This window comes from Rhodococcus sp. 06-221-2 (assembly GCF_002258365.1).
Taxonomy (GTDB): domain Bacteria; phylum Actinomycetota; class Actinomycetes; order Mycobacteriales; family Mycobacteriaceae; genus Rhodococcoides; species Rhodococcoides fascians.
In genome coordinates this window covers 148,683-169,527 of record NZ_NOYJ01000004.1, presented here as the reverse complement: position 1 = coordinate 169,527, position 20,845 = coordinate 148,683, and the positions used below count along the sequence as shown (strand labels likewise).

The following is a 20,845-nucleotide window of genomic DNA, read 5'->3' as shown; positions in this document are numbered from 1 at the left end:
CGTGACCCCGAACTCGCATCACCGCGATCGCGGTACTGCCGCGGGTGCTCTGTGGGCCTGGTTCACGCAGCCGTACGACTACCGCTGGATGGCGGACTTCCAGAACTCGCGGCCCACCGGAAAACTCATCCGATGGGTGATGGCGATCCTGACGCTGAACTACGGCGCTCTGGCGGTGGTGGCCCTCTTCTCCGACGGCACCTCGCGGAACGCCGCGGCAATCGGCTGGAAGGCATTCCTGGTCGTCATGGCGGTGGCGGTCGCGGCCGCGTGGATCGTCAAGCCGTTCCCGGGCCGTCTCGGGGTGGTGGCATTCGCGGTGTTCGCCGATCTGGGCACCGCGTCGTCCATCCTCGTCAACCCGATCGCCGACGCGATCCTGACGTGCGCGCTGTTCGCCGTCATCGGCACGTTCTGCACGTTTTTCGTCAGTCCACGGTGGCTGGTGGCTCACCTGATCTTCTCGGTGGCGTGCACCATCGCTGCCGCGGTGGCGACGTACCGCACCGGCGACGTGGACGTCGCGTCACTGATCTTCCGGACCGACGTGGTGTTGCTCGCGATCGCCGGGGTGCCGCTCACCTCGCATCTGTTGGTCACCGTGTTGACCGACGACGCCCGCAGTTCGTTGCTCGACCCGCTCACCGGGTTGCTGAATCGGCGCGGGCTCGAATCGGTGATCCACGACGTCTGGTTGCTCGGCCGCGAGGAGGATCGCTGCTCGGCCGTCGTGGTCGTGGACATCGATCGCTTCAAAGCCGTCAACGACGACTACGGGCACGAGGAGGGTGACGCCGTCATCGTTCGCGTCGCCGAGCGTCTGGGCGCACACATGGGTAGATACGGCGTGATCGCACGCACCGGCGGCGAGGAATACCTCGCGGTGGTCTCGACGTCGCGCCTGCACATCGATGCGTTGATCCATGGTGTTCGACGAGCCATGCGCGATCCCGACGACGGCGTCGCCGTGACGGTCAGCGTGGGGGCAGCCATCCTGCACGCGAGTTCACCCCTGTGGGAGCAGAACCTCGACCTCGTGACGCGGGCGATGCGGGTGGCGGACTCGATGATGTACGAGGCCAAAGCAGCCGGCGGAAACCGGATCGTCACGACGGTGCTGTGATGCCACTGATCGATGCCACTGATCCGGGTCGTTCCGCAGGCTCCACTCTCGCTGTGACCATCCTGCGGCAGTGATGGTCGGTTGCGTGATATCCATGCGAGGTGGACATCCTCGCTGCACGTACCATCCTGCGCCCGGTCGACTACCGGAAGACCCTCGAGTTCTATCGAGACGGCCTGTCTCTTGCGGTGTGCCGTGAATATCCCGGCGGCACGGTGTTGTTCGCAGGCCAAGGGTTGATCGAGATCGCAGCGCACGGCGGCACCGAGGAGCCGGGATTGTTCTCCGGGGCACTGTGGCTGCAGGTTCGCGACATCGATTCTGCCACAGCGGAATTGGAGCAGGCCGGCATTGCGATCGTGCGGGCGGCGACCACCGAACCCTGGGGGCTCATCGAGATGTGGATCGAGGATCCCGACGGAATCCCCATCGTGCTGGTGCAGATTCCGCAGGACCACCCACTCCGCCGGGATACTCGCTAGCCACCCGAGACGGTTCGCAGTACCGCCGACGCCGATTGCGGCCTCGACCACAGATATCCCTGCGCCAGAGTGCATCCGAGATCGAGAGCGGCGTCGGCCTGAGCTCGACTTTCGATCCCCTCGACGATCATCGTCAGCTCCAAATCCTTGGCGACCGAGGCCAACGACTTGATCATCGCCCGACCGGCCACGGTGTCGATGAACCGCGTCAGATGTCCGTCGATCTTGATGCCGTCCGGTTGCAACGTCACCAAGCGTTCGAGAGACGACCAGCCGGAGCCGAAGTCGTCGAGCAGGACGCGGAAACCCAGCCGGTGCACGTCGTCGATGTGCTTGCGCAGCAACGGCCCTGGCGTCACCGACGAGGTCTCGGTGAGTTCGAGCGAAATGGATTTCGGGGACACCTCGGTCGACGCGATCGCGCGTTCGAGTTGGCCGACGCCGTCCGGATGCGCCAGATGACGTCCGGAAATGTTGACGGTCAGCCGCAGGTCCGGTCGGTGTACGTGCCACTTCTTCATCTCCGCGGCTGCCTGCGCGAGCACGCTCAGATCCACGTCGATGATCAGTTCACTCGCCTCGGCGAACGGCACGAAGTCCGCGGGCACCACCAGACCCCGAGTGGGATGGTGCCAGCGCGCCAATGCCTCGAAGCCGACTATCTCCTCTGTCCGTAGGTCCACGATCGACTGGAACCACGGGACGATGTGACCGTCGGCGAGGGAGTCGGCGATGTCGTTGTCGCTGCCGAGTCGGGTGGATCCCGAGCCGACCCGCCGATGCAGATCGAGCTGCTCTTCGAGGACGGACGCGAACTGTTCGAGCTCCTGCATCTGGTCGTTGGAGAGGGGCCTCGAGGTGCGGTCGAGCAAGCACAGAGTGCCGATCACCAGACCTTCTCGTCCGCGAAGCGGAACCGAGGCATAGGACTCGATGCCGTTCTCGTCGAGCAGCGCGCGTTGCCGGGTGGTGGCATCGACCCGGCCGTGGGCGACGACCGCAGGCACTCCCGTGCGCACCACGTCGTCACACAGGGTGTCGGCCCGCACCACGGTGGACATCGGTGGACCACCGATGTTGACCAATGTGTACTGGGTGTCCTCGTCCAACACGTTCAGCTGGGCGATGGCGAATCCGACACTGCGTGCCGCGAATTCGACGGTGGAGCGCAACGCGGGTGTGGTTGCTTCCAGATCGAGGTAGCGGCGAGCCGAGTCGCTCTGCCGCCGGGACTGGGAGCGTGCGGTGTCGTGCACCTCACCGTCCACCAGCATCTCCTCGCAGCCGACATCCGGGCACGCTCTCGACCCGGGTGGAACCGAGTTTAACCGTGCACGAACGGCAGACCGCAGGCAAACCCCATCTCGAGCTCGTCACAATGCCGGGAAGCGTGTGTGCAGGAGCCGATGACGCAACACAGCCGCAGCCACCCGTGCGCCTTCGTCGGTTGCGACGCGGTTGTCGGCCGAGCGGAACGCTCCGAGAGCGTCGAGTTCTGCGATCAACGTATCCGCCAGAGTCTCGGCGTGCTCCGACTCCGGCTCCTCCCCCGCATGGGTCCATCCCTCCGCACGCAACAGTCGAGCCGAATCGTCGGCCGTCGCCTGCGCGTCGGCGATGTCGTTGCCCAGGATCATCCGGGCCAGGAGAACCTCCGCCGCGATCGAGTCGGGGTGGTAGTCACTGCCGACTATTCCCCCGGTGAGCACGCGCCACAATCCGTCCGAGCTCAGCTGCCGGGTGCGCGTCGTCGGAACCAGCCTGCCTGCGGATCGACGCATCAACCGAAGTCGCATCACCAGGCGCCGGAGAGCGAGAACCTTGTCGGTATCGAGTTCGCGTCCGACGAACTGCGGACGCTCGGCTACCGGAAAGACGGTGCGAGCGATCCGCGCCACCAGATCGTCCGGCAGATACCCGGCATCGGTCAGCGCCACGCCGTCGCCGATGCACCCGATGAAGCTCTCGAGTCTGCGCACGCACCCGTACACCGGCTCGACTGCCTCGTGCAGCGCCTCGCGCAAGCCCAGGTAGAGCTCGGCGCGTGGAGCGCTGTAACTGCTCCACAGTTCGATGCGGTGGTCGAGAAGTTGTTCGAGCAGAACGTCGTCGGTGCCGTTCTTGCCCTGATCCGAGGTCAGCACCGCGTCGGTCACGCCGCGGCGACGCGTCGCCCGTGCGGTGACTCCCAGCGGCCTGCCACCGGGCTTCGACGGCTCGAACTCACCGGCAATGGTCGCCACTTCGAGTGTCTCACCGATCTTTTCGACGATGGCCCGCTCGACCCCGGTCGGAGCGTCCTGCCACGTCACCAACTCGGTGTCGACTGCTCCGATACCGGATTGCTCGGTGGCGGCGCGATACTGCTGCAGCCAGATCGCATCGTCGGTGGCACGTACGAGCTCGTCCGTCACGCCGCTGCGTGCGATCTCCGCATACGCGACGCGTCCCAGCCGCTCGAGCAGATCCCCGAGCGCTCGGGCGATGTCGACGGCCCGATCGGGGCCCTCGGCCGCGTGGCGCAGATAGATCCACAGAAATGTCTGTACGGAATGCTGTGTCGGCCCCGCAGGCGGCGACACCGCGGCCAGTCCGTCCCACCCGAGCCGGGCGTCGGCGGCAAGAGCCGGATCGACGGAATCGAAGTACGACAGGGCGGCCGACACCGCATCATCCATACCGGATCCCTTCACGTCGTCCACTGTTCCACAATGCTTCGACCGGAGGAGACCACCGTCGTGCGCTACGCCACAGACGAAGTGGACATATAAGGCAAAAAGGTGAACGGGAGGTGAACTGAAGACGACTTCGCGGCACCCGAGAAGAACACTTCGCAAGAAATTTCCTCGAATGGCCGTTCGTGTCCCACACTTTCCACCGTGAGCGCTGAATTTCTCGTACTTCTCGTGGTGGTCGTGACGGCCCTGGCCTTCGACTTCACCAATGGTTTCCACGACACCGCCAACGCCATGGCGACGTCGATCGCAACGGGGGCATTGAAGCCCAAGGTCGCGGTCACCCTGTCTGCCGTCCTCAACCTGGTCGGCGCCTTCCTGTCCGTAGAGGTCGCAGCCACCGTCGCGAAGGGGATCGTCAATCTCGGCGACACCGGCGGCCAGGCCCTGCTGACCATCATCTTCGCCGGCCTCGTCGGCGGCATCCTGTGGAACCTCGCCACCTGGCTGCTCGGCATCCCGTCGAGCAGCTCGCACGCACTGTTCGGCGGCCTCATCGGTGCCACCATGGCGGGCCTGGGAACCAGCGGCGTCGTGTGGGACGGGGTGTGGAGCAAGATCGTGTTGCCCGCCGTGCTGGCCCCCATCGTCGCCGGCCTCGTCGCCACCGTCGGCACCTGGATCATCTACCGCATCACCAACGCAGTCCCCGAGAAGTCCAAGGAGCGCGGATTCCGTTGGGGCCAGATCGGTTCGGCCTCACTCGTCTCGCTCGCCCACGGCACCAACGACGCTCAGAAGACGATGGGCGTGATCTTCCTGGCGCTCGTCGCCTACGGGACCGTCTCGCCGGACGCCGAGATGCCCCTGTGGGTCAAGGTCACGTGCGCCCTCGCCATCGCGTTGGGCACCTACCTCGGCGGCTGGCGCGTCATCCGCACCCTCGGTAAGGGCCTCGTCGAGATCGCATCCCCGCAGGGCATGGCAGCCGAGTCCTCTTCTGCGGCAATCATTCTGACGTCGAGCCACCTCGGCCTCCCGCTCTCGACCACGCAGGTCGCGACCGGCTCGATCCTCGGATCGGGACTCGGCAAGCCCGGTGCCGCCGTGCGCTGGAACGTCGCAGGACGCATGGCCGTCGCCTGGGTCATCACCTTGCCGCTCGCCGGTGTGGTCGGCGCCGCATGCTGGCTGCTCGCCCACACGATCGGCGGTCTGCCCGGCATCCTCGTGGTCTTCGCCATCCTCGTCGCCCTGGCCACCGTCATGTACATCCGCTCGCGCCGCGAACCCGTCGATCCGGACAACGTGAACGCCGAATGGGACGGCGGACTCGTTCCTGCCGCCGCCGAAACCGACTCCCCCGCGAAGGTCTGAACATCATGGAAACCCTCAAGCACACACTCGATTCGCTCTGGCAGGTCGTTCTCGTCGGCCTGCTGCTCGGTGCCGGACTGCCCGCGATCTTCGCTTTCGGACTCAAGGCACTCTCGGTCGGTGAGCCCTCGGACGAGGCCACTGCCTCGGGCACCACACGCGTGGCCCGACCGGCAGTGGCCACCGCCGCGGCCGTCCTCTGTTTCGCAGTGGTCGTCGTCGCCATCGTGGCCGGAATTCTCTTCATCATGAAGAACTTCCTCGACAGCACATTCGGCATCTCCGTCTTCTGACACACCCGAGAAGGGGTACAGCTCTCATGACCGACTCCACCAAGACCGCATTCCCGGCCTCGGTGCTCGAATGGCTCCGAGCCGGATACCCCGAGGGCGTTCCGCCCAAGGACCGATTCCCGCTCGTCGCCCTTCTGCGCCGCGCCGCACTCACCGACGCTCAGGTGCAGGAGATCGTTCTCGAACTCGTCTCTCCCGCCAACGGTGCACTCGACGACGGTGCCATTTCGACCGAGGAGATCGCGACGTACATCCGCGACCAGATCGACGCCGAGCCGACGGCCGAGGACATCTCCCGTGTCTCGGCACGACTGGCCGCCGGTGGTTGGCCGCTCGCGGATCCGGCTGCCCTGTAAGACCATGCCGGTCCCGTCGTTTCTCCACTCGATCGTCGAGTGGCTCCGCGGTGGGTATCCCGACGGGGTACCCGAAGCGGATTACGTTCCCCTCCTCGCCCTTCTGAATCGGCGACTGTCCGACGACGAAGTGCAGTCGGTGATGGATGCCCTCATCGCCGACGGCCAGCTACCTGCCGACAAGGCCGGAATTTCCGTCACCATCACCAAGGTCACCAACGAGCTGCCTAGAGAAGAAGACGTCAATCGGGTGCGCGCGAACCTCGCCGCCGGGGGTTGGCCTCTGGCCGACCCGTTCACGATCCGGCGCAAGGACTAATCTCGCCAGTGTGCTCGAGAGCGTTCCCATTCCAGCAGGCTCGGCCGCGGCAGACATCCTGCCGCGGCTGAGCCGTCTGCTGGCCGGCGACGGCCCGGCCGTCCTCCCCGTCCCCGCCGACGATCCACGCGAGATCCGACGCCTGCACGACGCGTTGGCCCCCGGAACCCCCGTCGACGACGACGTCGCATTGGTCGTCGCGACATCGGGGACGACGGGAATTCCCAAGGGTGCCATGCTTTCTGCGTCCGCACTGGTCGCGTCGGCGACGGCAACAGAGGAGCGACTCGGCGGCCCCGGCTCGTGGCTGCTGGCGTTGCCCGCACACCACATCGCCGGGATGCAGGTGTTGCTGCGCAGCGTGCTCGCCGGCACGTCGCCGGTGATCATGGACGTCTCTGCCGGCTTCGACCCGGCCGCCTTGATCGAGGCCGTGGGACGGATGTCGGGTCCGCTGCGCTACACCTCCCTGGTGCCCGGCCAGTTGGTCAAAGCACTCGAGAACCCCGAGGCCACTGCTGCACTGGCATCGCTGGACGCCGTGTTGATCGGCGGCGCTGCCACGCCGATTCCGTTGCGCGAGAGAGCCATTGCCGCGGGCGTTCGATTGGTACGCACCTACGGCATGAGCGAAACCGCGGGCGGCTGTGTGTACGACGGAGTTCCGTTGCACAGCACCGTCGTTCGGATCGACGACGGACGAGTGGTTCTGGGCGGGCGGACTCTGGCCTCGGGCTATCGCGGATTACCCGATCACCCGGCGTTCGCCGAGCCGGGATGGTTCCGCACGGACGACGCAGGCACGATGATCGACGGGGTGCTGAGCATCACCGGTCGACTCGACGAGGCCATCTCGACGGGCGGCTTGACCGTCGTACCGCAGGTGGTCGAAGCCGCGCTGGCAACGCATCCCGCTGTCCGCGAGTGCGCTGTCGTCGGATTGCCGGATGAGCGCCTCGGCCAGAAGGTGGTGGTAGCAGTGGTTGCCTCTGCGCCGGTGACGTTGGCGGAGTTGCGCTCTCACGTCGAGCAGTCGCTCGATGCCACCGCTGCACCGCGGGAGCTGTTCCTCGTCGACGCACTGCCGACGCGGGGTCCGGGCAAACTGGACCGCGCGGGATTGCGAGCCGCGTTGGCAGCGCGGTGAGAGCACCCGACGCGCGTATCCGTCAGGACACGATTCGACCGTCCTCGAGTCGCACGACTCGGTCGGCCGCGGCCAACACCTCGGGATCGTGAGACACACACGCAACGGCAACTCCGCGCATCGTCTCCTCACGCATGACGGCTCGAATCCGTTGTCCACTAGCGGCGTCGAGACCTGTCGTGGGTTCGTCGAGCAACAGGAGATCGGCCCGGCGGGCCACACCCTGAGCCAGTAGGGTGCGCTGACGCTGCCCTCCGGACAGGTCGGCGAACGGCATGCCGGTCAGTTCCGCGATGTCGAGGCGCTCGAGAGCGTCGCGCACCGATGCCCGAGCCTCGGTGTTCATCGGACGCCACCGGCCGAGGCGTCCCCACGCACCCACTGCCACGACGTCCCATACGGTCAACGGCAACCGATCCGGCACAGCAGCGCGCTGCGGAACGAATGCAATTGCGCGAGTTGCGCTTCGGGTCCCGCCCGTCAGTGGCCGGGTGCCGGCGACCACCTCGAGCAACGTGGACTTGCCGGCACCGTTCGGCCCTGCGATGGCCGTGAGCCGACCGGGTAACAGGTCCAGATCGACGCCTGCGAGTGCCGTGTGGCCTGAGAACTCGACGCGGACGCCCCGGAGGCGAGCGAACTCGGACGACGCGCTGACAGCTGAGGTGTTCACATTGCCACTATACGATTTTGAATATCGTTATCAATCTCATTAGGCTCCCGAATGTGCCATTTCAGACAATCGACGCGCTGTTCGAGCCGTTCGCCCTCGGTTTCGTACAACGCGCCCTGTTCGGCGGAGCCCTGGTCGCCGTGCTGTGCGGGGTGGTCGGAACGTGGGTGGTGATCCGCGGCATGGCATTTCTGGGTGAGGCGCTCGCACACGGAATGCTGCCCGGTGTCGCTCTCGCGACCGTTCTCGGAGTTCCGGTGATGATCGGCGGCGCACTGAGCGCGGTCGCCATGAGCCTCGGGATCACCGCGCTGCAACGCCGCGGAACACTGTCCTACGACACGAGCATCGGGATGTTGTTCGTGTCCATGTTGGCGCTCGGCGTCATCGTCATCTCCCACTCGGGGAGCTTCGCCACCGACGCCACGTCCATACTGTTCGGCGACATTCTTGCCATCTCGCACACGGACCTCTATCTCCTGGCCGGAGCGGCCGCACTCGGAGTCGCCGTCGCGGCGCTGTTTCATCGACCGCTGGTCGCCGTTGCGCTGGACCCCCGAATTGCCTCGGTGCTCGGACTCGGGCCGCGCTCGGCTCAAGCAGTTCTCGTCGCACTGGTGACGCTGGCAGTCGTCGCGTCGTACCAAGCCGTCGGCTCGCTGCTGGTCGTCGGACTCCTGCTCGCCCCTGCCGTCGCCGCCGGGCAGTGGACCACCCGCATTCCCACTCGAATGCTGGTGGCGGCCGTCCTCGGCGTGCTGTCCGTGTTCGGCGGCCTACTGATCTCCTGGCACGCGGCCACCGCCGCCGGTGCCTCCGTGGCGGCGACCGCGATCGCGGTGTCCGGCCTGTCGTACGCGATACGCAGTGCCGTCACCGCCATCCATCCTCGCTCCACTTCACCCGAAAGGAACACGTGCGCCCCCGCATCCTGACCACCACAATCGCCGTCGGTGCCCTCGTTCTCGCATCGACTGCCTGTTCCTCGGAGACGAACGGGCCGCGCACAGACGAACCCGCAGTCGAAGGCCACGGGGCAATAGCCGGTGCCGCCGAACTCGCCGAACCGCGGCTCGGGCTCACGTCCGTGGACCCGACGGGGCGGGTGTCCCATCTCGATCTGCTCGACGACACCGTCACCGATCTCGGGACCATCGGAGCCCCGCAGGCTCTGCACACCGACGGCCGCTACCTGTTCGTGCAGACCGACGCGGGCGTCGAGATCGTCGACAGCGGGGTCTGGACCTGGGACCACGTCGACCATTTTCACTACTACCGCAGCGAGCCTCGACTGCTCGGCACGGTCGGCGGCTCAGGTACGGCAACCGTTGCCACGTCCAACCTTTCGACCTCGGGAGGTACCGGACTGTTCTTTGCCGACTCCGGCCACGCAGTGCTACTCGACACCGAGGCCCTGTCGAAAGGCACAGTCGTGGAACGATTCCGAAAGGTCACCACACCCGGTGCCGGAATGGTCGTTCCCGTCGGCACTTTCGCGCTCGTGACCGAGGGATCCGGACCGTCGACCTCGGTCGTCGGATACACCGCCGACGGCGAACGCACCGGGCCGGTCGAACCGTGCCCGCAGGCCCGCGGCACGATCACCACCAGGGTCGGTGCCGTGATCGGGTGCGCCGACGGCGCACTGCTCGCCTCGGCCACCGGTGACGAGTTGGCGGTCGAGAGAATCCCCTACCCGGCCGGCGCTACCGCCGCGGCAGCGACGTCGTTCGACAACCGCGAGGGCCGCCCCACGGTCGCAGGTTCTGCCGGAGCAGAGGGCATTTGGATGCTGGATACCCGCGAACGGTCGTGGTCCCTACTCCCGGCACCGGCACCCCTGGTGCACGTCACCGCCGTGGACGATGCGGACGAGCACGTGCTGGCCCTCACCGAGGATGGCCGAGTCCTGGTACTCGACGGCAACAACGGAGCAATTCTGGCCGAAACCGAACCGCTGGTGGCCGAATCACTCGAGGCCGGCGCGTCCCCGACTCTCGTCGCCGACGATCAGCGCGCCTATCTCAGCGCCCCGACCGAACGACGGCTGTACGAAATCGACTACGCCGACGGTGCCCGCATAGCGCGGACCTTCGACACCGCGACCGAACCGGCCTTCACCGCGGAGACCGGACGATGACGAGCGGACGCGTCGGCCGTTTCTCATCGGCAGTGGCGGTGGCCGCAGCAATCGGACTGTGCCTGAGCGGCTGCTCCGCCGACGGTGACGACCGCCCGGTGGTGATCGTGTCGACGAACATCCTCGGCGACGTCGTGCAGCAGCTCGTCGGCGACGAGGCAGACGTGGTGACGCTGATGAAGCCGAACGCCGACCCGCATTCCTTCGAGATCTCGGCGCAGGAAGGTGCCCGCCTACGCACGGCAGACCTGATCGTCTCCAATGGTCTCGGCCTCGAGGAAGGTCTACAGCAACACCTCGACGAGGCAACGGCGGAGAACGTGCCCACCTTCGTCGCGGGCGACGCCATCGACGTCCTCGAGTACACGGAAGGGGACGCCGCAGGCAGTCCCGATTCGCACTTCTGGACCGATCCCGCGCGCATGACAGCCGTCGTCGACGCCCTCGAGCCGGCGCTCGCCGAGCTGGACGGTGTCGATTCTGCCGAAATCAGCGACCGCACAGCAGGTTACCGGCTGCAGTTGAAGGGGCTCGACGACGACATGAGCGCCACCTTCGCTGCGATCCCGGATCAGCGCCGCGCACTCGTCACCAATCACCATGTATTCGGTTATCTCGCAAACCGTTTCGATTTCACGGTGATCGGGGCAGCCATTCCCGGCGGCACCACCCTGGCGGCACCGTCTGCTTCCGATCTGGCCGAACTCGTCGGAGCCATCGAAAAGACCGGTGTTCCTGCGATATTCGCGGAATCGTCATCTCCGGATCGTCTCGTCCAGGCCTTGGCGAGTGAGGCCGACATTCGCGTCACTGTGATCGAACTGTTCACCGAATCCCTCACCGCACCCGACGGCGGTGCCCCCGACTACCTCACCATGATGCGCGTCAACACCGAGCGCATCTCCGATGGACTCACCAGCTGACCGATTCGTCACACAGAAAAGGAACAATCATGCGTATCAACGATTTTCGAAGGGCGAGCGTCACCGCGCTCGCCCTCGGTGCGGTAGCGACCCTGGCGGCCTGCTCCTCCGGCACCACCCCCGCCGCCGAATCCACATCGATTGCGGCCGGGCCACGGGTCGCAGTGTCCTACGAAGGCGGCCTTCGGGTGCTCGACGCCGAGACGTTCGAGACCGTCGCTGATTTCGACTCCGAGGAGTACACGCGCCTCAACCTCGCCGGCGACGACCGCAACGTCATGGTCACCACGAGCGAGGGCTTCCGTGTGCTCGACACCGCGGCCGGGACGACCGAGCAACCGCAACTGACCGACACCGTCTTCGAAGCCGAGAAGCCCGGTCACGTCGTACGACACGGCGGCAAGACCATCCTGTACGCCGACGGCACCAGCGACACCACGATCTTCGACACCGCAGCGCTCGAATCCGCAGACGGGCTCCCGGAGACCGAGAGCATCCCCGGTGTCGACGCGCACCACGGCGTCTCGATCGTCCTCGAAGACGGCACGTTTCTCACCACGGTCGGGAACTCGAACGGCCGCACCGGCATCGAGGTTCGTGACGCATCGGGAGCGGTCGTCGCCAAAAACGATCAGTGCCCCGGCGTCCACGGAGAGGGAACAGCGGAAGGCGAGATCGTCGTCTTCGGTTGCGAGAACGGCGCTCTGATCTACGACAAGGGCCAGATAACCAAGCTCGACGCTCCGGACCAGCCCTACGGACGGACGGGCAACGCGTATGTGAGCGAGACCAGCCCCCTCATCGTGGGAGACTACAAGGACGACCCGGACGCAGAGGGCTCACTCCTGCACGCGGTCACCGTCATCGACCCCGCGGCCAAGACCCTCGACGTCGTGAAGCTCCCCGACGGTGCCGAGTACACCTGGCGCGGAGTCGCCCGAGGCCCCGGCGACCTGGCCTACATCATCGGATCGGACGGCGCAGTCCACGTATTCGATCCGACGACAAAGACATTCACCGCCTCGTACCCCGTCATCGACGCCTGGGAAGGTCCCGCGAAATACCAGGACGCCCACCCCGGCATCTCCATCGCGGGTGACACCGCCTACGTCACCGAACCGGACGGCAACAGCATCCACGCCGTCGACCTCACCACCGGAAACGTCACCGAGAGCAAGCAACTCGATGTCACGCCCAACGAATTCGTCGTCGTGACTGCCTGACCCTGCAACCGGGGACGCAGAAATCCACTCTGTGTCCCCGGGTTCGGCTACCCCGTCCGATCCGGCGGACCGTCGACCACAGGTGTGCCTTGGTGATGCACCAGTTCCCATCCATCGGAGGTGCGTCGCCAGATCGACGATCGACGGGCTCGACGTCCCGACCGTCGTGACGTCCACTGCACCAGAACGACACCCACGTCCAGTATCCGTCCGGAGAGATCGTGGACCTCGATGATACCGTCGGCCGTACTCTCTCCGCCCAACAGCTCGAGTATCGACTGCTTGGTCCACACCACCCCCGATGCTCCGATCTCGACGAAATCGTCCGCAAGCAGCGCCACGAGTCTGCTTCTGTCACGCCGGGTTTCGGCCCGCTGCAACTGCCGCTCCAGCTCCAACACCTGGCCGACCTCGTCGTTCTCCCGCACCGATGTCAACCCGCCATTTCGAGGTACAGCCGCTCGACGTCGGCGTCGGACCATCCCGGCGGTTCGAGGATGTCGGCCCACATGCGCACCGCGTCGGCTCCGTAGCTGTGGCCGTGCCCGTCGTCGACATCGGTGGAGAACACCTGGTCGAAGGTCAATTGCCAGAACGTCACGAACGGGAACCACTGCACTCCCGGATCGACGTCGGTGCCGCGGGGTTCCCGCAGCCAGTCGGGCCTGCCGAGGATCAGAGCGGGTGACCACCACACGATCGGGTCGGATGCGTGCTGCCAGTACACGATTCGCGGCTGTTCCCACGGACCACCGATGTCGAGATCCCCGGACGAACTCGCGAATCGCACGTGCTCTCCGCCGTCGATGACAGGCAGGATCTCGCGGGAACCGGCGTCGCGTCCGCTCGTGATACGCGCCCACTGAGGCGTGAAATTGGGGTTGCCGACCCACAGAGCACCGTCGATGCGCGCGATCATGTCCTGCGCACCGCTGAATGCATCCTGCCCGCCGTAGGCACCGAGGCTCTCGCCGAACAACACCAATTTGGGTCGTGAATCTTCCGGGAGTTCGCTCCACACCGCGTAGATCGCCTCGAACAGGGCTCGTCCGGCATCCTGCGGGGTCTGCCGATCGGCGAGAAATGCCATCGGGCTCGGCAGGAACGAGTACTGCATCGACGCAATCGCCGAATTTCCGTCGTACAGATACTCGAGAGGGCCGGCGACGGATTCGTTGACCCAGCCACGTCCGGTGGTGGTCGCGACACCGAGCACGGCCCGTGAGAATGCGCCGGTACGTTCGAGTTCGGCCACCACCCGCTCTGCCACACCCTCGACCGTTTCGGCCGATTCGACACCGGCGTACACGCGGATCGGTTGCACTGCAGGCCTTCCGGTGAAGTCACTGATCTCGTCGGGCGATGCCCCGGAGACCACGAAGCGTCGCCCCTCCTGACCCAGCGAATCCCAGTCCTCGTTCGACGCATCGGACCCCGACAGTTCTGCTGCATCAGGCTTTTCCACACCCTCGTGGTTGCCGCGGTCGGCGGTCGACGCCGACTTCTCCGCGACGGCCACGATCCCCCGGATCAGGGCACCGTTGACGGCGAACACCACCAGCAAGGCAACGACGATCACGCTGGCGATCCTCGCCACCGGCCTCGGCACGTACTGCTTGCCCCATCGCGTCAGTGCCCGAGTCGCTCTGCGCAGCAGGCGGCCGAGAGCAATCACCGCCACCGCTACCACCAGCGAGAGCACCAGCACCGCGACGTAGAGCGGCCGGCCAGGATCCTCCACGCCGACCAGCTTGCGCACGATCTGCTGCCACCACGAACCGAGGATCAGGAAGAGCGGAATCACCACCACCGCAGCCGCGGCCAACGCCCACCACCCACGTCGACGCCACTGCTCCGACCAGTCCGGTGACACTCCGCAGCGCCGGACCACCCAGGCAACGAGGCACCCCACGCCGTACCCGATCGCGACGCTGATCCCCGTGGCCACCGCCTGCAGGTACCACACACGAGGTAGCAGAGACGGAGTCATCGACAGCGCGAAGAACACCAGAGCGAAGACGATCCCCACCGGATGTAGTGCGCGACAGTACCGATCCGCTCGCGAATCCCGCCAATACGAACGTATCGAGGCCGACCGCCGTGTGGTCACCCATAGATCGTATTGGCCCGCCGACTGGTCCGCACCCACTTCGACGTGCAAGCATTCACGCCATGAGTGTTCTGGTCTGCTTCCACGCGCATCCCGACGACGAAGTGTTCGGCACGGGCGGCGTCATGCGGCTCGCGGCCGACGCCGGCCACCGCGTCGTACTCGTGACGGCCACCGACGGTGCCGTCGGCGAATATCCCGACGGCATCCTCGCCGACGGGGAGACGTTGGCCGCGCGCCGACACATCGAATTGGACCGTTCGGCTGCCGTCCTGGGGGTCGCGCGCGTCGTTCGCCTGCACTATGCCGATTCCGGAATGGCCGGCACGCCGGAGAACGGCAACCCGGAGGCGTTCTGCAACGTCGACGTCGACACCGCGGCTGGGCGATTGGCCGACGTGTTGCGCGAGGAGCAGGCCGACGTCGTCACCATCTACGACCCGAACGGTGGATACGGCCACCCCGACCACATTCAGGTGCACGTCGTCGGCAAGCGCGCCGCCGAGATCGCCGAGACGCCGTACGTGTACGAGACGACCACCAACCGTGACCACATGCGCAGGTTGATGGAAGCCAATCCCCATTGGAGCGAAGAGGCGTCACCACCGGACATGGAGTCGTTCGGACTGCCGGAAACCGAAATCACCACTGTCGTGGACGTGTCGAGCGTCATCGCGGCCAAGCGGGCCGCGATGGAAGCGCACGAAACGCAGGTCGGCGATTTCGGGCCGTTTCTCGCAATGCCGATCGAGCAACTGACCACTGCGTTCGGTCTCGAATGGTTCCGCAAACTGCGGGGCACCGGCGGGGTCGGACTGACAGAGACATCGTTGCCGCTCTGACGAGACAGCTGCTGCAAGCGCGACGTATGCGTCGTGCAAGCGGTCGGGGCGATCGTTGTCCCATGACCACACCAGCTATCGAGGCCGACGGCCTCATCAAGACATTCGGCAAGCAACGCGCGGTCGACGGCGTCAGCCTGACCGTCCCAACCGGGGCGGTCTACGGCGTCCTCGGCCCCAACGGCGCAGGTAAGACCACCACGGTCCGCATGCTCGCCACCCTCCTTCGACCCGACGGCGGCTCAGCCCGAGTTTTCGGCCGAGACGTCGTCGCCGACGCCACCGCGGTCCGGTCGTTGGTCGGCGTCACCGGTCAGTACGCATCGGTGGACGAGGATCTCACCGCAACCGAGAATCTGGTCGTCTTCTCACGGCTCCTCGGCCTGAGCCGCCGCGACAGCAAAGCCAAGGCCGTCGAACTCCTCGAGGAATTCGGGTTGGCGGACGCAGCGTCCCGACCCTTGAAGTTGTTCTCCGGTGGCATGCGGCGGCGCCTCGATCTGGCCGCGAGCCTGATCTCGGCACCGCCGTTGCTGTTCCTCGACGAGCCGACCACCGGTCTCGACCCCCGCACCCGAGCCCAGATGTGGGACACCATCCGCCGGCTCGTCGCGGCGGGCTCGACAGTTCTACTGACCACTCAGTACCTGGACGAGGCCGATCAACTGTGTGATCGCATCGCCGTCATCGATCATGGCCGCGTGATCGCCGACGACACCGCCGACGGGCTCAAGTCTTCGGTAGGCACCTCCGCACTGTCACTGACTCTCACGGATCGAAACCAGATCGACGACGCCAGAGCTCTGGTCGCGAAGCAACTGGGCACAGAAGTGTCGGTCAGCCCCGAGTCCGCTCGTCTGACAGCACCCATGACCGACACATCGATCACCCCCGACATCTTGATTCGCCTGCGCGACTTCGGCATCGACGTCAGGGAAATCACCGTCACCAAACCCAGCCTGGACGAGGTATTCCTGACCCTCACCGGCAAGAGCGCAGACGAGGACGCAGCATGACCACTACTCTCACTCCGCAACCGTCGACGTATATCGACCCCGCCGACCGTCCGGTCGTCCGACACATCGGCCTGGCCCGCACCGCCGCCCAGTCCGCCACCATGGGATATCGCGGGCTGCTCAAGCTTCGCCACAATCCCGAACAACTCACCGACGTGGTGCTGCTACCGGTGATCTTCACCCTGATGTTCAGCTACATCTTCGGCGGCGCGGTTGCCGGCGACGTCACGTCCTACCTGCCGATGATCGTGCCCGGAATCCTGGTACAAACAGTCATCACCGGTTCCGTCGTCACCGGCACACAGCTGCGAGAAGATATGGACAAGGGTGTCTTCGACCGATTCCGATCTCTCCCGATCGCCCGAATCTCCCCGCTTGCAGGAGCATTGATGGCCGACGTCATCCGCTACCTGATCGCGGCTGTCGTCTGTTTCCTCACCGGGTTCGCGATGGGTTACCACCCGGCCGGAGGATTTCTCGGCCTCGCCGGAGCCGTCCTACTGGTGATGTTCTGCGCCTGGGCGATCAGCTGGATCTTCGCACTGCTGGGCACCCTGATGAGCAAAGCCTCCTCGGTCCAGGGCATCTCGATGCTGGTGCTGTTCCCGCTGACGTTCCTGTCCAACGCCTTCGTCGACACCTCCACGATGCCGAGCTGGCTCCGGTCCTTCGCGAACATCAACCCCGTCTCGCACCTGGTGACCGCGGTGCGCGAGCTGGCGAACAACGGGCACTTCGGTATCCACGTCGTGTACTCACTCGTCGGAGCCGTGGTCATGGTCGCCGTCTTCGCCCCACTGACCGTGAAGTCGTACATGCGCAAGGCCTAGGACACGGGTAGCGAACTCAAGATCTCTTGCAGTGCAGCATGTCTGGTGATACCAGCAGCCCGCGCGATACCGGCATCGACCGTAGGGTCACCGACAATCGCGCGGGCCGCGGCCACGTGCCGATCGATGCGCATCGACGGAAAATCCTGGCGACCCACCGCCCGCTCCGACGCCGCCAACAAGCGCAGACCCAACTCTGAGTCCCCGCAGTGCACCTCGAAAGAACCCACCGCGCAGGCGACGGCACCGAGCATCGGGATATCGTGAAAGCCGCTCGGCATCAGCTTGTTCCACGGTGTGCGCACCAGCTGCTCCACCGCGCCGCGCACATCCTCGGCACGTTCGTGCAACACATGTGCGCCCACGGCTGCGCACACCAGGATCGACATGAACGGATCCGTCGGATCGTCCGACGGCCACCCACCCATCGCCAGCGCCTCACGAAACAGCGTCAGCCCCTGCTCGATCGAACCGTCCTCCAGATCCGCCGCGGCTCGCGCCGCGGTCAACGACGCCGACGTCGACCTCTGTTGAGCTCGATCCCATCGAGCACCGACACCGTCGCCCTCACGTTTTGTTCTTTCTGCACCCCCATCGAGAACCCACTCCGGTTGCCCCGTCGACGAGGATAATTCGTCGATCAGCGTCCGAGCCTCGGCAGTCTGCCCCGCGCCGGTCAAGGCCATCGCGAGAAAGGTTCGGGTCTGCACACTCTCCTCGTACGCATGCATCTCCCACATCACGTCAGCGGCCGTGCGGTAGTACTCGGCCGCGCGAGCGTGGTCACCGGACAGACCGTACGAGCTCGCCAACGTCTGCGACGTCGACCCGACCGCCCACAGGTCGCCGCGTCGACGAGCGATACTCAACGCGCGCTCACCGTCCCTGATCGACTCGAACAGTCGACCCGAGTTCTGCGCGAGCATGGAGCGAACCACGTACGCGTTGCACCGCACATCCTCATGTTCGGAACGACTGGCGCGGGCCAGTTTTCGGGCCAGCCCGCGGCCGCCCGTGTGATGGACCACCACCTCGGAATTGAACCTCAGACCCGGCGACATTCCGGGCCTGGTGCGCAGGAGATGCCGTAAGTCGATCCGCATCCTCGCCACCTGGCGCAGGTTCCCGCCGTAGGCGAAGTGCGCCACCAAGACCAGCAGGCACATCGCGGCATTGTCGTCGGGTGCCCCGGCAAGGCCGCGGCGCATACTGTCCTGCACTCGGCCGGCCCAATTCAGCACCTCCGCGTGCGCGCCGCGCATGGCCCAGAAATAGCCCAACACCGAGAACAGGGTGCACACGTTGGCCGAAACATCATGCGCGAAGGAATGTCTCATCACCGACAACAAATTGTCGTGCTCGGCCTCCAACACCACAACCATCTCGGCCGGTTGTCCAGCAGAGTAGCCCGTGGACACCCGAACCGCGACGGCCTCGGCCCACAAGCGCATCCGCGCGGCGACGTCGGCCGCCTCTCTGCTGACGTCGAGCTGCTCCTCACCGTACTCACGGACCGTCTCGAGCATGTGATAGCGGATTCCCGACTGCGTTTCGGCAACGGAGAGCAAGGACTGATCGACCAACCCATCGAGTGCAGCCGAAACATCCTCGACGTCGGCCCATTCCGCGACCCGGCGTGCGGCATCGAGATCGAAGCCCGCCGGAAACCGACACAGACGCCGCAGCGCCGCCTGCTCGATGGGTGCGAGCAGATTCCAACTCCAGGCGATCACCGCATGCAGGGTCCGGTGCCGTTCGGGCCTCGTCCGATCGACCGAACGTAGCAAGACCAAACGCCGGTCCAATCTGGCGGCGATGTCCTCCACCGTCATTGATTTGACCCGCGCCGCAGCCAATTCGATCGCCAGCGGCAACCCGTCCAACGATCTGCACAACCGCGCGACCGCATCGAGATCGAGCACCACAGAAGGGCGAACCGCGCGTGCCCGAAGGCAGAACAGTTCGATAGCAGGCGAATTCGGACCGGTTGACCTCAGAGGCGGCAGCGGATACACCGTTTCCGACGTCGACCCGATCGGAGAACGTGAGGTCGTCAACACGGTCACCGCATCGGTCGCCGAGACCAGCTTGTCCACTACCGCCGAAACCTCGTCGATCACGTGCTCGCAATTGTCGAGAACGAGCAGACCGGGTCGGGCCGAGAACACGTCGACCAGGCGTTCCTGAATCGAATGTATCCGAGCGACCTGCAACCCTCCCACCAGGTAATCGGCCTCGGCCAGACCGAGGGTCGCAGCCACGGCGGATGCCACGTCCTCTCCGCTGCGGAGCGAGGCCAGCTCGACGAACGCAACCGGCATTCTCGCAGCAGCCCGACGTCCGAGCGCGTGAGCGATCCGCGTTTTTCCCGCCCCACCGGGCCCGAGCACGGTCGTCACGCGCGAGCCGGCCAGGACTCGTTCGATCGCGACGAGATCGTCGTCTCGACCGATAAGGGCATTGGGTGCGGCACGCAATCCTATTGTGTGCAACACCTTCGGGGCCGCATCCATCCGTCCGAGAATGTCGGCGTTCACAGCCGCCGCCGCGGGCGACGGATCGGTTCCCAACCGCTGTGACAATTCGGTTCGCAGCGACGCGAACACCATCAACGCATCGTTCGATCTACCTGCGCCGTGCAGAGCCCGCATGAGCTCCACGGCAGCGCCCTCGTCCGCTGGATCGGCCGTGACCCGAGCTCTGACGAGCGGGATCACCTCGCCGAATCGTCGCAGCCCTAGCAACGCGGCTACCCGAAGGGATGTCAGGGCAGCCTCCACCACGTCGGCCTCGACGCGCACGGTTTCCGGTGGCTCGCCGCGCCACAGGCCCAGCGCCTCGGTGACGGTATCGAGGGCCTCCTGACAGTGCCCGTCTTGGAGCATGCTGCCCGCTGCCCCAGCCAGCGCCTGCGCACGGCCGAGGTCGGTGTCCTCGGCACCGAGGACCAACCGATAGCCCCCAGGGCCGCCGGCCAGTGCACCCTCGGGCAACACCGACCGCAACCGAGAGATCTGCGTCTGTAACGCGTTCTTGGGAGATCGAGGCGGTTCGTCGGGCCACACGTCGTCGATGAGAGTTTGCGGTGATCGCGCCCGCCCCGGATGCAAGGCCAGAGACACGAGCAGGGACTGCGCTCGCGCACCGGGAACCGGCACCGAACGGCCGTCGATCGCCGCGGTGACCACGCCGAGAAGCCCCACCACCGGTTTGTCGGTCGTGGGGTCCGTCGTATTGGGGTCGGAGATGTCACTGCGCACTGACATCAGATCGTAGGCCGCCCGTCGAACACCCTCGACCTGACGTTCGGATTGTT

General features: G+C 65.8%; 20 protein-coding genes. 14 read left to right on the top strand and 6 right to left on the bottom strand.

Annotated elements, in window-relative coordinates; genetic code table 11:
* Position 1: 1 nt before the first annotated feature.
* Together CH281_RS01915 and CH281_RS01910 are read left to right on the top strand one after the other, a co-directional pair.
* Positions 2-1,123, top strand: a complete 1,122-nt coding sequence (locus tag CH281_RS01915; RefSeq protein ID WP_230591125.1) for a GGDEF domain-containing protein — start codon at positions 2-4, stop codon at positions 1,121-1,123.
* A gap of 101 nt (positions 1,124-1,224) precedes the next feature.
* Positions 1,225-1,605 carry a VOC family protein gene (locus CH281_RS01910; protein ID WP_032386217.1) on the top strand — a complete coding sequence of 127 codons (381 nt, stop codon included), beginning with the start codon at positions 1,225-1,227 and terminating at the stop codon, positions 1,603-1,605.
* Here the strand turns inward: CH281_RS01910 and CH281_RS01905 are convergent.
* Positions 1,602-2,873, bottom strand: coding sequence for a sensor domain-containing phosphodiesterase (locus CH281_RS01905; protein ID WP_027498302.1), 1,272 nt, complete (start codon positions 2,871-2,873; stop codon positions 1,602-1,604). The genes CH281_RS01910 and CH281_RS01905 overlap by 4 nt on opposite strands.
* Positions 2,874-2,978: 105 nt before the next feature.
* A complete protein-coding gene (locus CH281_RS01900) occupies positions 2,979-4,307 on the bottom strand; it encodes a hypothetical protein (RefSeq protein ID WP_230591124.1) in 1,329 nt (442 codons plus the stop codon).
* A gap of 177 nt (positions 4,308-4,484) precedes the next feature.
* Here CH281_RS01900 and CH281_RS01895 point away from each other — a divergent pair, with 177 nt between their 5' ends.
* Genes CH281_RS01895 through menE form a run of 5 tightly spaced genes read left to right on the top strand, consistent with a single transcriptional unit; the run spans position 4,485 to position 7,772 of the window.
* Complete coding sequence (locus tag CH281_RS01895; protein WP_032386216.1) at positions 4,485-5,657, top strand: inorganic phosphate transporter; 1,173 nt, start codon at positions 4,485-4,487, stop codon at positions 5,655-5,657.
* A 5-nt stretch (positions 5,658-5,662) separates the two neighbouring features.
* A complete protein-coding gene (locus CH281_RS01890) occupies positions 5,663-5,950 on the top strand; it encodes a hypothetical protein (protein ID WP_027498305.1) in 288 nt (95 codons plus the stop codon).
* A gap of 26 nt (positions 5,951-5,976) precedes the next feature.
* Positions 5,977-6,306: a DUF3349 domain-containing protein gene (locus tag CH281_RS01885; protein ID WP_032369750.1), complete on the top strand. Its 330-nt coding sequence runs from the start codon at positions 5,977-5,979 to the stop codon at positions 6,304-6,306.
* A 4-nt stretch (positions 6,307-6,310) separates the two neighbouring features.
* The gene (locus tag CH281_RS01880) at positions 6,311-6,625 is read left to right on the top strand and encodes a DUF3349 domain-containing protein (RefSeq protein WP_032386215.1); all 315 of its coding nucleotides are present in this window, start codon (positions 6,311-6,313) and stop codon (positions 6,623-6,625) included.
* 10 nt (positions 6,626-6,635) lie between these two features.
* Complete coding sequence (gene menE / locus CH281_RS01875) at positions 6,636-7,772, top strand: o-succinylbenzoate--CoA ligase (protein WP_094692695.1); 1,137 nt, start codon at positions 6,636-6,638, stop codon at positions 7,770-7,772.
* Positions 7,773-7,794: 22 nt separating this feature from the next.
* Here menE and aztA read toward each other — a convergent pair whose 3' ends face one another.
* The gene (gene aztA, locus CH281_RS01870; RefSeq protein WP_032365239.1) at positions 7,795-8,445 is read right to left on the bottom strand and encodes a zinc ABC transporter ATP-binding protein AztA; all 651 of its coding nucleotides are present in this window, start codon (positions 8,443-8,445) and stop codon (positions 7,795-7,797) included.
* A gap of 53 nt (positions 8,446-8,498) precedes the next feature.
* Here aztA and aztB point away from each other — a divergent pair, with 53 nt between their 5' ends.
* From aztB to aztD, 4 genes are read left to right on the top strand one after another with little or no spacing between them, the layout of a single operon-like run.
* Entirely contained in the window at positions 8,499-9,380 is an 882-nt protein-coding gene (gene aztB / locus CH281_RS01865; RefSeq protein ID WP_218829763.1) for a zinc ABC transporter permease AztB, read from the top strand.
* Positions 9,362-10,585, top strand: a complete 1,224-nt coding sequence (locus CH281_RS01860) for a hypothetical protein (RefSeq protein ID WP_032386213.1) — start codon at positions 9,362-9,364, stop codon at positions 10,583-10,585. The genes aztB and CH281_RS01860 overlap by 19 nt, the downstream gene beginning before the upstream one ends.
* Positions 10,582-11,508 carry a zinc ABC transporter substrate-binding protein AztC gene (aztC, locus tag CH281_RS01855; protein WP_032386212.1) on the top strand — a complete coding sequence of 309 codons (927 nt, stop codon included), beginning with the start codon at positions 10,582-10,584 and terminating at the stop codon, positions 11,506-11,508. Before CH281_RS01860 ends, aztC begins: the two co-directional genes overlap by 4 nt.
* Positions 11,509-11,537: 29 nt before the next feature.
* On the top strand, positions 11,538-12,731 hold the full coding sequence (gene aztD, locus CH281_RS01850; RefSeq protein WP_179274078.1) for a zinc metallochaperone AztD: 1,194 nt from the start codon (positions 11,538-11,540) through the stop codon (positions 12,729-12,731).
* Between the two features lie 47 nt (positions 12,732-12,778).
* Here the strand turns inward: aztD and CH281_RS01845 are convergent, their stop codons facing one another.
* On the bottom strand, positions 12,779-13,159 hold the full coding sequence (locus tag CH281_RS01845) for a nuclear transport factor 2 family protein (RefSeq protein WP_063216100.1): 381 nt from the start codon (positions 13,157-13,159) through the stop codon (positions 12,779-12,781).
* Positions 13,160-13,164: 5 nt separating this feature from the next.
* Positions 13,165-14,721 carry an alpha/beta hydrolase gene (locus tag CH281_RS01840; RefSeq protein ID WP_094692890.1) on the bottom strand — a complete coding sequence of 519 codons (1,557 nt, stop codon included), beginning with the start codon at positions 14,719-14,721 and terminating at the stop codon, positions 13,165-13,167.
* 182 nt (positions 14,722-14,903) lie between these two features.
* Between CH281_RS01840 and CH281_RS01835 the strand changes: the two genes are divergently transcribed.
* The 3 genes from CH281_RS01835 to CH281_RS01825 all read left to right on the top strand — a co-directional run bounded on the left by CH281_RS01835 (position 14,904) and on the right by CH281_RS01825 (position 17,529).
* Positions 14,904-15,683: a PIG-L family deacetylase gene (locus CH281_RS01835; RefSeq protein ID WP_027498315.1), complete on the top strand. Its 780-nt coding sequence runs from the start codon at positions 14,904-14,906 to the stop codon at positions 15,681-15,683.
* A 62-nt stretch (positions 15,684-15,745) separates the two neighbouring features.
* Entirely contained in the window at positions 15,746-16,699 is a 954-nt protein-coding gene (locus CH281_RS01830; RefSeq protein ID WP_094692693.1) for an ATP-binding cassette domain-containing protein, read from the top strand.
* Positions 16,696-17,529 carry an ABC transporter permease gene (locus tag CH281_RS01825; protein WP_032390596.1) on the top strand — a complete coding sequence of 278 codons (834 nt, stop codon included), beginning with the start codon at positions 16,696-16,698 and terminating at the stop codon, positions 17,527-17,529. Before CH281_RS01830 ends, CH281_RS01825 begins: the two co-directional genes overlap by 4 nt.
* Here the strand turns inward: CH281_RS01825 and CH281_RS01820 are convergent.
* Positions 17,526-20,795, bottom strand: a complete 3,270-nt coding sequence (locus CH281_RS01820; RefSeq protein ID WP_094692691.1) for a BTAD domain-containing putative transcriptional regulator — start codon at positions 20,793-20,795, stop codon at positions 17,526-17,528. The genes CH281_RS01825 and CH281_RS01820 overlap by 4 nt on opposite strands.
* Positions 20,796-20,845: the final 50 nt, after the last annotated feature.

What these genes read in the sequence shown, in the direction of transcription:
- CH281_RS01890 (WP_027498305.1), top strand. Translation starts at nt 5,663, where the DNA reads ATGGAAACCCTCAAGCACACACTCGATTCGCTCTGGCAGGTCGTTCTC.
- CH281_RS01885 (WP_032369750.1), top strand. Translation starts at nt 5,977, where the DNA reads ATGACCGACTCCACCAAGACCGCATTCCCGGCCTCGGTGCTCGAATGG.
- CH281_RS01880 (WP_032386215.1), top strand. Translation starts at nt 6,311, where the DNA reads ATGCCGGTCCCGTCGTTTCTCCACTCGATCGTCGAGTGGCTCCGCGGT.
- aztC (WP_032386212.1), top strand. Translation starts at nt 10,582, where the DNA reads ATGACGAGCGGACGCGTCGGCCGTTTCTCATCGGCAGTGGCGGTGGCC.
- aztD (WP_179274078.1), top strand. Translation starts at nt 11,538, where the DNA reads ATGCGTATCAACGATTTTCGAAGGGCGAGCGTCACCGCGCTCGCCCTC.
- CH281_RS01840 (WP_094692890.1), bottom strand. Translation starts at nt 14,721, where the DNA reads ATGACTCCGTCTCTGCTACCTCGTGTGTGGTACCTGCAGGCGGTGGCC.
- CH281_RS01835 (WP_027498315.1), top strand. Translation starts at nt 14,904, where the DNA reads ATGAGTGTTCTGGTCTGCTTCCACGCGCATCCCGACGACGAAGTGTTC.
- CH281_RS01830 (WP_094692693.1), top strand. Translation starts at nt 15,746, where the DNA reads ATGACCACACCAGCTATCGAGGCCGACGGCCTCATCAAGACATTCGGC.
- CH281_RS01825 (WP_032390596.1), top strand. Translation starts at nt 16,696, where the DNA reads ATGACCACTACTCTCACTCCGCAACCGTCGACGTATATCGACCCCGCC.
- CH281_RS01820 (WP_094692691.1), bottom strand. Translation starts at nt 20,795, where the DNA reads ATGTCAGTGCGCAGTGACATCTCCGACCCCAATACGACGGACCCCACG.